Below are 8688 nucleotides of genomic sequence, written 5' to 3'. Positions count from 1 at the left end.
TCCCGTCAGCTTCAGCTCAATCTCACGCAGCAGCTTCAATACATCTTCGTCCGAATGCCGTTTCCGTGCCATTCCATATTCCCCTCTCAAGACCAATGTAGTGGCCCAGTTTTAGGGGGGAAGGACAACATCATCTGCGCTAATCCCATGTATGAAGGTATTCCAGAACGGACTCTGGGGGTTCGCCAAGGTATAGAACTCGTCTGAGGGCAGACCGTCCCGATACCGCACAGCGCCAATTGAACAGATTGAAGCGTAGTCAGGGTTGGCAGTCTCTACATCGATAACTACGAAATTCATCATGTCTCACCGCCTCTATGAGCGGATTAAGCATTTGCCGCTAAGAAGAGAACCTAGCGGGTTTCGGGGCTTCCCGAAACCTCGGCGTTATCCGTGCAGGAAAGGTGTCCAAGGTTGATGCACGTTGATTTGTTTATTCACATTCTCCAAAAAAAACGACGCCTCCATCAACGATGACCATAGGCTTCTTAGGGCCATCTTCCCACTCTTTAACTTCGTAGTACGCTCCCGGCCCACCCTTTCCATCAAACCCTTCAGTAATTGCAACAGCGCGAAAGCTCCAACCAGACGAACCGAAGCTAAGTAGTTCGACTTTGTCGTAGACCGAGTTTCCTAGCGTCGGGTGAATTACCAAACCAGTAGCTCGGTCGATTGCCACGGAAGATTCCATAGCAAACTCAGCAAGCGAGTTATCTGTGTCTCCGTCGATTTCTCGATAGTCACTGATTTCACAGGTATAAGTACTTGGGCCTGCGAGCCCGATGCCTGGAAGAAAAAGGAGCGCAAGCGCGAACAATGCCGCTTTAAACATTACTTTGAAAAATGGTCCAATCATTCGCAGAAGCCATAGTACTGAGTTGGCATCAATGCCCCGGAAATTATTGAGTGGCGGCTGTGAACTGCGCCACCGTCGAACGCTATGGTAGTCGTTTGAACAGCGCCGGTTGAAAGCACTTCGAGAAAAGTAATCCCCTTTTCCCCTTCGACTAAGAAAACTGGGGATACACCATTGTTTCCCACCAAAAACGCGTCGTTGGTTATGGTGTCAAAAGTGAAGTTAAGAACAAAGTCTTCCGCCTTCGAAATCTCTATCTCATCCATTGAATGGTAGGCTACGAAGGAGCAGGTGTAACCCCCAGCGCCAGCGCGCCCTTGTAACGGTACGAGCATCAGAGCGAGCAATGTCGCTTGAAAGAGCTTTTTCATAAATCTCACTTTAATCAATACAGAGAAGCGTAGAGCACGGTGAGTGAGCAGGGCAAGGAATGATTTGGTCTTGTGGTGAGTGCGCTCAATCCAAAATAAGACGGCCAAGAACGCCAAACCGGCAGGTTTATTGGCTCACTATATGCTGGTCACAAGAGGCCCGATTCCGTTACCCCATACGTTACCCCTGAAGAGTATCAGGCCCGTAGAAAGCCAAAGAAATCTTGTAACTTATTGATTTAATGGTGCCCCCACACGGACTCGAACCGCGGACCTACTGATTACAAATCAGTTGCTCTACCAGCTGAGCTATAGGGGCACGGCGCTCCCTCTAATGCGTTCGGGCGCATCGCGCAAGACACTTTGATCACCTTTGTTGCATCGTGGAACGCGCGACGAAAACAACAGCGACCAAAGACACGCAAATGATCAGCAAAGCCGAAGGCGCCGCGTCCGCGATCCGTTCAAGGCTCGCCTGCTCGTAACTCCTTGTGGCCAGTGTGTTGAAATTGAAGGGACGTAAAAGCAATGTTGCCGGAAGTTCCTTCACGCAGTCCACAAACACCAGCAACAAAGCCGCCGCGACCGACCCTCGGATCAATGGCAGATAAATGCGACCCAAAGCGCCCCCCGCCGTCTGCCCCAGAGTACGCGCCGCCAGCGGCAGACTTGGCGCGACCCGTCCCATGGCCGCATCCGCCGCCCCCTGCCCGATGGCAAAGAACCGGACCGCATAGGCATAGACCAACACAACCGTGCCCCCCGTCAGCATCAACCCTGGGTCCCAGCCCGTCAGCGCCAGCACACCATCCGCCACCGCATTGTCCAGAGCGGCCAGCGGGATCAGCAACCCGATTGCCAGCACCGCGCCCGGCGCGGCATAGCCAATGGTCGTCACCGGCAAGACCAGCCGTGGCAAGGCCCGCCCGGACAGGCGCACGCCGTACACCATGAAGATCGCGCCCGCCACGGTGACGAACGCCGCGGCCCCCCCCACGAGAACCGTGTTGGCAAAGGCATCGAAAAGACCCGGCGCGAACCAGCGATCAGGCCGGGTTATCGCGTGAGACACCATCACCAGAACAGGCAACACGAACCCGAACAGAAACGGCACCAAACACAGGACCGTCGCCAACCAGCCTTGCGCGCCACTGAGTGGCGTCGCCGCAGCCTCACGGTCCTGCCGCGCCATACTGTGGAACTTTGCCTTGCGACGCGAGATCTTCTCCAGCGCCACCAGCGCAAAGATCAACGCCAGAATCAACGTCGCGATCTGAGCGGCCCCGCCTGCGTTTCCGGCCTCCAGCCAGACCGAGAATACCCCTGTGGTCAGCGTCTGAACCCCGAAATAATCGACCGTTCCGAAATCGTTCACGGTCTCCATCATCACAATCGCCGTGCCTGCCACAATCGCAGGGCGCGCCAACGGCAAGCCGACCCGCCAGAACCGCTTTAACCCATTGGCCCCAAGTGCGCGCGCCACATCATGTGCCGCACCCGATTGCTCGTGAAACCCGGCCCGTGCCAGTAAATAAACGTAAGGATATAACGACGCCGCCAGAACGAAAATCGCCCCCGCTCGCGACCGGATATCGGGAAAAACATAGTCCTGCGCACTGGCCCAGCCGAACATCTCGCGCAGGCCCGTCTGGACAGGCCCGGAAAAATCGAGGAAATCGACCAAGGCATAGGCCCCGAGAAACCCCGGCACCGCCAGAGGCATCAACAACGCCCATTCCAGCCAGCGTCGTCCCGGAAACCGGTACATCACCACCAGCCAAGCTGTCAGCGTTCCGACCACCGTGGCCAGAACCGCAACCGATGCCATCACTATCAGCGTATTTCCCAGATACCGCGGCAGAGTCGTGGCCATCAGATGCGGCCAGATATTCTCAACCGGGTTCGCGGCAATCCACAAGACCGACAGGATCGGCATCAACACCAGCACTGCGATCAGACTTGCGCCAAGTGACCAGCCCGAAGGCCAGCCAAACGCATTACCAGGAAGTTGAGTCTTTTCGTTGGTCATGAATTCGCCCTACCGTGTTTCACCTTTCCCTGTCCAGCAGCACTGGCTAGGCTTGCGGCACTAAGACACGCGCGCGACCCCCGAAAGGCCCGATCTGACCCCCATGGAAATCCTCTTTCATCTGGGCGCTCATTGCACCGACGACGGGTTGTTGATCCGCTCGATCCTGCGCAATCGCGCGGAGTTGGCAGGTCAGGGCATCCTCGTGCCCGGCCCCGGCCGCTATCGCGAACTTCTGGGCAGCGTGTCCACAACCCTGCGCGGAGACACCGCCAGCTCCGACACCGAAGCCATGCTCCTTGAGACAATCTGCGACGACGACACCGCCGCGCGCATCGTGTTGTCCAATGAAAACTTCCTCTGTCGTGACAAAGTCGCCATCAGCGCGGACGGGCTTTATCCCAAGGCCGAGAAATCCGCCTGGCTGCGCCGGTGCTTTCCGTCGCATGATGTGCATTTCGCCCTCGGTCTGCGCAATCCCGCAACCTTCGTCCCGGCCCTTGTCGGCACCCTCTCAGAGCCGGATCGCGACGCCTGCCTCGATGCTCTGGACCTTGACGAACTGTCCTGGGCGGATGTGATCGTCGAAATCCTCGAAGCGAACCCGTCCGCCAGTCTGACGCTTTGGGCGCACGAGGACACCCCCTTCATATGGTCCGAGATCATGCGCGAAATCACCGGCCATGACCCCTACATTGCGCTTGATGGCGCGCATGACATGCTGGCGCAAATCCTGAGCGCAGACGGCATGAACCGGCTCATTGCTTTCCTCGACGACCACCCCGACATCACCGAAGCGCGCCGCCGCAAGGCCATCGCCGCCTTTGTGGAAGCCCACGCTGCTCCGGATGAGGTTGAGGAGGAAATCGACCTGCCGGGCTGGACTCTCGACACGATCGCCGATCTGACCGCCGCTTATGACGACGACATCGAGCGCATCAAGGCCCTGCCCCGCGTGACCTGGCTGGAGCCGTAAACGCTCCCGCCCGATCACATCCCGAGCGCTTCCTTGTACATGTCCAGAACCGCTTCTTCTTCGGCCAGGTCTTCCTTGTCGCGCTTTCGCAGCGCAATCACCTTGCGCATCACCTTGGTGTCATAGCCGCGCCCCTTGGCCTCGGCCATTACCTCTTTCTGCTGATCGGCGATGTCCTTCTTTTCCGCTTCCAGACGCTCGAAACGCTCGATGAACTGACGCAATTCGTCAGCCGTGACACGATAGCTTTGCTCTGTGACCTGCTCGTCCATTTCGACCTCGCTTGTTGACGGAGCGCATGCCTACCGCCACCTGTGCGGGGCATCAAGCCCTTGCAGCACGCCAACACGTCGATTATGCGCATCGCGCGGCCATTCAACCCAAAGGATATACCATGGAAGCCCTGATCTGGATCGGCGCGATCTTTGCCCTCATCGGTGTCGCAGGCCTTGGCTGGTGCATTATGATCGCCTGGAAAGCTCGTCGCGAAGGACTGGACGACGAAGCCATGAAGGCCCGCTTGCAAAAGGTCGTGGCGATGAATCTGGCTGCCCTTGGGATTTCGTCCATCGGGTTGATGATGGTGATCCTCGGGATTTTCCTCGGCTAGCCGTCAAGAGCGGCAAAACTCTGCCCGGCGCGGATCAAATCCTTGAATATCGGGGACGGCAACGAAACCCGCGCGCCTGCGTCGGCCATGCCGGTCACGAGCTTCTGAACCTGTTCCAGACCAATCAGATCTGCGGCAAACATCACGCCACCCGTGCGGCGCGCAAATCCAAGCCCGTGAATCGAGACCATATCGATATCGGACGGCGCGCGCGCTGTGCCATCGGCCAAAGCCTGCGCCCCTGCCCCAGCCATCGCCGCAACACAGCGAAGTCGGATATCGCCATCCGACACCGTCCGCGCGCGCTTGCCCTTGCTTTTGCGCACAGCGTCGATGAAAGCCGTGACATCCGGGTCCTCGACCCCTTTGCGCCCGCGCTGGCGATAAGCATAAAATCCGCGTCCGTTCACACGGCCCAAACGCCCCGCCTCGACCAATCCGCTCGTCAGATCGTCCCCGGCACCCCGACGCGGTTTTGCACGTACAAGCCCTTCCGTGTCGCGCCATGCAAACGAGCCAAGCGGCAAACCCCAGTCCTGCAACGCAGCGTCCACCTGCGAAATCCGTGCGCCCTCCTCGACGCAAAAATCCGCCGCGGCGTGCAAGGCCTCGGCCACACGCTGCCCGATGCCTACCGGCCCCGGTCCTGTCTCGACGATCAACCGGTCCAGCTTACGCGCCAACGCCCGCACGGTCGCAATCGCGCGCGGTGACGAGGCCGCGCTCGGGATCACTTCCGCCATCCGGTTGCGCTGCATCCCCGGATAAAGTCGGAACCCGACTACCTCTGAAGGCCGTCGCGTCGCCGTCGCCAGAGTCGCCACATCCACATGCTCGGACCCGGTCGCCAAAACCGCCCCCGCCTTCAAGACCGCGTCCAACTCGGAAATGAGCGCCTTGGATACCGACGGCCCCGGATCAATCACCACATCCGCGTCCGAAAGGGTGCGAAACCCGCATACAGCGTTCATCCGCTCCAGCGTCGCCTCCACGGCGTCTTCTTTCATTTTCCCGGCAGCCACCCGCGCATCGTAATGCTCGATGATGCGCATGACACCAGATTCCAAAGCCTCGTCGCTGCGCTCGGCCACGGTCACCGAAAACCCGGCATCCAGACAGGCGACCGCAATCTCGCTGCCGATCCCCTTGCCCCCAATCAGCCCGATCGACCCAAGCGCGCGCGACGGCGTGCGCCCCACCACAGCCGAGGCCGCGACCAACCGGCGATCCGCCGCAAAAACATGCCGCAGGGCGCGCGAATGATCCGACTCGACCAAGTCTTCAAACGCCGCAATCTCAAGTCCGCGCCCGATCTCATAGGGCAACAACAACGCGGCCTCGACGCACTCGATCAGCCGCAATGGCGCATCCAGCGGCGACACCGCAGCGATTCTGCGATGCTCGGCAACCGCTTCCAGAAACGCCTGCCCTTCGCCCAACCGGTCCCGCCGCTGCGAACTGCGCGCCAGAGGCGCACCGTTTTCGGCCCGTGTGCGCGCCTCGTCAATCGCAGCTTCCAGAACATCGCCCTCGGCCAGACGGTCCACCAAACCAAGCTTGTGCGCAGAAGTCCCGTTTACCGCGCGACCTGAGAGCAGCATCCGCAAGGCCGCCAGCCCGCCGACAACTTTGGGCAGACGCTGCGTTCCGCCCGATCCCGGCACAATTCCAATGGTGATCTCCGGCGCACCCAGACGCGCCTCCGGCCCGGCCACACGCACATGCGCCGCCAGCGCCAATTCCAGCCCGTTGCCCAAAGCCGCACCGGTGATCGCGGCCACGACCGGCTTGTCCATCGCCTCGATCGCGTCGCACAGATCCCCAAGGGTTGGCGCATCCGGCACTTGCGCCAAAGCGCCACCGGAATCGATGCCGGTGCCCATCGCAAAGGCCCCGTCACGCCCGACGATGACCACGGCGCGAACGTCCGACGATGCGCCGGCGGCAATCAATTCTCTGGAAAGTGACGCCCGAACCGCGGGGGTCAAAACGCCATTTGGTGGATTGTCGATCACAACGACGGCGACATCGCCCGAAGAATCTCCGGCGAAACTGGTCTTTTCTTCGATCGTGTCAGCGCGGCCCATAGGGTTTGTGTAAGCCATAACCGGCGAAACTCAAGCGCAACCGCCGACAAACCGGCCCCATCTTAACGAGCGATCAGACCGGCACGTTGTCCCACATCTCTTCGTCTGCGTCTTCGCGCAGACTGAATGACTTGTGAACCGATTTCGGCACGGCCAGGCGCACCACATCCGGCGCTCCCAGTTTGTGTGTCAAAAGCGCCTTTGCATCATCCGCACGCGCAGGATCGGCCAATACCGCATCCACGATCGCCGCCACGTCCGCATCATATGCGCCGGCGGAGATACGATCTGCTGATCGAGTTTTTACCTTCGTCATGGAGGTCTCCCTTATGCAAAACGGTCTTTGAGAAAGCCGCTTTTTTTATAAGTTCCACTATAGCACGACCATGTGACGGCTGTGTTAATCCAGATCAAACTTGGGGGGATTTTTGCCAAGCGCCCGCAAAACAGGCACTAATCCATCAATCGTCCGTTTTCGGTTGCGAACAAAACAAATCATAAAGCACCTGAACCAACGTCAGAACGCGTTTGTCCGCGACCGAGTAGTAAACGATTCGCCCCTCTTTGCGCGCGCGGACCAAGTCCTCGGCGCGCAGCCGGGCCAGTTGCTGTGACACATAAGCCTGCCCAAGCCCCAGCGCCTCTTCCAACTCACCCACACGTTTTTCGCCTTCCACCAGTTGACACAGCAACAAAAGCCGCGCCGGATTGGAAAGCGTGCGCAAATAGGTAGACGCCTCGGTTGCAGATTGCGCCATCGCAGATTGGGAAAACTCAGGATTATCCTTCATGACCCTTGATTCTCATTCCAATTTACCAAAATATATCACAAATCATATGTGTAATCTCTGATTTTCTCTTCTTGCGACAATGGAGACCGAAATGAAACCTCTGGTCAAATCCTTCTTTGATAACGCGACAAATACAATCTCCTATGTGGTGCGCGACCCCAAGGGCGCGCAATGCGCGATTGTCGACAGCGTACTGGACTTTGACTATAGCTCGGGCCGCACGGATACAGCCTCGGCTGATGCGATTATCGACTACATCAATGCTGAAAACCTGACGGTTGCCTGGATCCTCGAAACCCACGTCCACGCCGACCACCTCAGCGCCGCGCCCTACCTGCAAGACAAGCTTGACGGGAAAATCGGGATCGGTGCAAACATCACGACCGTTCAGGATACCTTCGGCAAGATCTTCAACGAAGGCACCGAATTCCAACGCGATGGCAGCCAGTTCAATGCCCTGTTCAAAGACGGCGACAGCTTCCACATCGGCCAGCTTCGCGCCGATGTCATGCACACACCGGGCCACACGCCCGCCTGCATGACCTACGTCATCGGCGATGCGGCCTTCGTGGGCGACACACTGTTCATGCCCGACTTCGGCACGGCTCGCTGTGATTTTCCCGGCGGATCGGCCTCCGACCTCTATGACAGCGTGCAGCGCATTCTTGCCCTGCCCGATGAAACGCGCATCTTCGTGGGCCACGACTACAAAGCGCCCGGACGCGAGGAATTCGCCTGGGAATCCACTGTGGGCGAGCAAAAAGCGAAGAACGTCCACGTTGGAGGCGCCAAGGCCCGCGCGGAATTCGTCGAGATGCGCGAAACACGCGACGCCACGCTCGGGATGCCGAAACTCATCGTGCCTTCGCTGCAAGTCAACATGCGCGCCGGCAACATGCCCGAACCCGACGACAAAGGGGACGTGTTCCTCAAAGTTCCCGTTAACAAACTCTAAGACTGGACAATCA

Annotated in this window: 11 protein-coding genes and 1 tRNA gene; 4 read left to right on the top strand and 8 right to left on the bottom strand. The window is 58.8% G+C overall.

What is annotated here, in order from left to right; genetic code table 11:
* Window positions 1–207, top strand: a 207-nt coding sequence (locus BOA8489_RS20625) for a hypothetical protein (RefSeq protein ID WP_217897961.1), incomplete at its 5' end; no start/stop codon positions are given.
* Window positions 208–433: 226 nt separating this feature from the next.
* Here BOA8489_RS20625 and BOA8489_RS16645 read toward each other — a convergent pair.
* The 4 genes from BOA8489_RS16645 to BOA8489_RS16630 all read right to left on the bottom strand — a co-directional run bounded on the left by BOA8489_RS16645 (window position 434) and on the right by BOA8489_RS16630 (window position 3256).
* On the bottom strand, window positions 434–856 hold the full coding sequence (locus BOA8489_RS16645; RefSeq protein ID WP_141138319.1) for a hypothetical protein: 423 nt from the start codon (window positions 854–856) through the stop codon (window positions 434–436).
* Window positions 853–1227 (bottom strand): hypothetical protein, encoded by a 375-nt coding sequence (locus BOA8489_RS16640; RefSeq protein ID WP_141138318.1) that lies wholly within the window; start codon window positions 1225–1227, stop codon window positions 853–855. The genes BOA8489_RS16645 and BOA8489_RS16640 overlap by 4 nt, the downstream gene beginning before the upstream one ends.
* A 243-nt stretch (window positions 1228–1470) precedes the next feature.
* A tRNA-Thr gene (locus BOA8489_RS16635) sits at window positions 1471–1546 on the bottom strand.
* 48 nt (window positions 1547–1594) lie between these two features.
* Window positions 1595–3256: an ABC transporter permease gene (locus BOA8489_RS16630; protein ID WP_093975436.1), complete on the bottom strand. Its 1662-nt coding sequence runs from the start codon at window positions 3254–3256 to the stop codon at window positions 1595–1597.
* Window positions 3257–3359: 103 nt separating this feature from the next.
* On the opposite strand from BOA8489_RS16630, the gene BOA8489_RS16625 reads away from it, so the two are divergent.
* Window positions 3360–4232: a hypothetical protein gene (locus BOA8489_RS16625; protein WP_093975435.1), complete on the top strand. Its 873-nt coding sequence runs from the start codon at window positions 3360–3362 to the stop codon at window positions 4230–4232.
* A gap of 14 nt (window positions 4233–4246) precedes the next feature.
* Here the strand turns inward: BOA8489_RS16625 and BOA8489_RS16620 are convergent, their stop codons facing one another.
* Window positions 4247–4504: a DUF2312 domain-containing protein gene (locus tag BOA8489_RS16620; protein WP_093975434.1), complete on the bottom strand. Its 258-nt coding sequence runs from the start codon at window positions 4502–4504 to the stop codon at window positions 4247–4249.
* Between the two features lie 26 nt (window positions 4505–4530).
* Here BOA8489_RS16620 and BOA8489_RS16615 point away from each other — a divergent pair, with 26 nt between their 5' ends.
* Window positions 4531–4842, top strand: coding sequence for a hypothetical protein (locus BOA8489_RS16615; RefSeq protein ID WP_370807307.1), 312 nt, complete (start codon window positions 4531–4533; stop codon window positions 4840–4842).
* On the opposite strand, the gene BOA8489_RS16610 is transcribed toward BOA8489_RS16615, so the two are convergent.
* The 3 genes from BOA8489_RS16610 to BOA8489_RS16600 all read right to left on the bottom strand — a co-directional run bounded on the left by BOA8489_RS16610 (window position 4839) and on the right by BOA8489_RS16600 (window position 7720).
* Complete coding sequence (locus tag BOA8489_RS16610) at window positions 4839–6947, bottom strand: enoyl-CoA hydratase-related protein (protein ID WP_093975433.1); 2109 nt, start codon at window positions 6945–6947, stop codon at window positions 4839–4841. The genes BOA8489_RS16615 and BOA8489_RS16610 overlap by 4 nt on opposite strands.
* A gap of 55 nt (window positions 6948–7002) precedes the next feature.
* The gene (locus BOA8489_RS16605) at window positions 7003–7245 is read right to left on the bottom strand and encodes a hypothetical protein (protein WP_093975432.1); all 243 of its coding nucleotides are present in this window, start codon (window positions 7243–7245) and stop codon (window positions 7003–7005) included.
* Between the two features lie 145 nt (window positions 7246–7390).
* Window positions 7391–7720: an ArsR/SmtB family transcription factor gene (locus tag BOA8489_RS16600; protein ID WP_176440345.1), complete on the bottom strand. Its 330-nt coding sequence runs from the start codon at window positions 7718–7720 to the stop codon at window positions 7391–7393.
* Between the two features lie 91 nt (window positions 7721–7811).
* On the opposite strand from BOA8489_RS16600, the gene BOA8489_RS16595 reads away from it, so the two are divergent.
* On the top strand, window positions 7812–8675 hold the full coding sequence (locus BOA8489_RS16595) for an MBL fold metallo-hydrolase (protein ID WP_093975431.1): 864 nt from the start codon (window positions 7812–7814) through the stop codon (window positions 8673–8675).
* Window positions 8676–8688: the final 13 nt, after the last annotated feature.

This window comes from Boseongicola aestuarii (genome assembly GCF_900184815.1).
GTDB classification, from domain to species: domain Bacteria; phylum Pseudomonadota; class Alphaproteobacteria; order Rhodobacterales; family Rhodobacteraceae; genus Boseongicola; species Boseongicola aestuarii.
This window is presented reverse-complemented; position numbering and strand designations above follow the sequence as displayed.

Coding starts and splice junctions, on each gene's coding strand:
- BOA8489_RS16645 (WP_141138319.1), bottom strand. CDS start 856: ATGATTGGACCATTTTTCAAAGTAATGTTTAAAGCGGCATTGTTCGCG.
- BOA8489_RS16640 (WP_141138318.1), bottom strand. CDS start 1,227: ATGAAAAAGCTCTTTCAAGCGACATTGCTCGCTCTGATGCTCGTACCG.
- BOA8489_RS16630 (WP_093975436.1), bottom strand. CDS start 3,256: ATGACCAACGAAAAGACTCAACTTCCTGGTAATGCGTTTGGCTGGCCT.
- BOA8489_RS16625 (WP_093975435.1), top strand. CDS start 3,360: ATGGAAATCCTCTTTCATCTGGGCGCTCATTGCACCGACGACGGGTTG.
- BOA8489_RS16620 (WP_093975434.1), bottom strand. CDS start 4,504: ATGGACGAGCAGGTCACAGAGCAAAGCTATCGTGTCACGGCTGACGAA.
- BOA8489_RS16615 (WP_370807307.1), top strand. CDS start 4,531: ATGCCTACCGCCACCTGTGCGGGGCATCAAGCCCTTGCAGCACGCCAA.
- BOA8489_RS16610 (WP_093975433.1), bottom strand. CDS start 6,947: ATGGCTTACACAAACCCTATGGGCCGCGCTGACACGATCGAAGAAAAG.
- BOA8489_RS16605 (WP_093975432.1), bottom strand. CDS start 7,245: ATGACGAAGGTAAAAACTCGATCAGCAGATCGTATCTCCGCCGGCGCA.
- BOA8489_RS16600 (WP_176440345.1), bottom strand. CDS start 7,720: ATGAAGGATAATCCTGAGTTTTCCCAATCTGCGATGGCGCAATCTGCA.
- BOA8489_RS16595 (WP_093975431.1), top strand. CDS start 7,812: ATGAAACCTCTGGTCAAATCCTTCTTTGATAACGCGACAAATACAATC.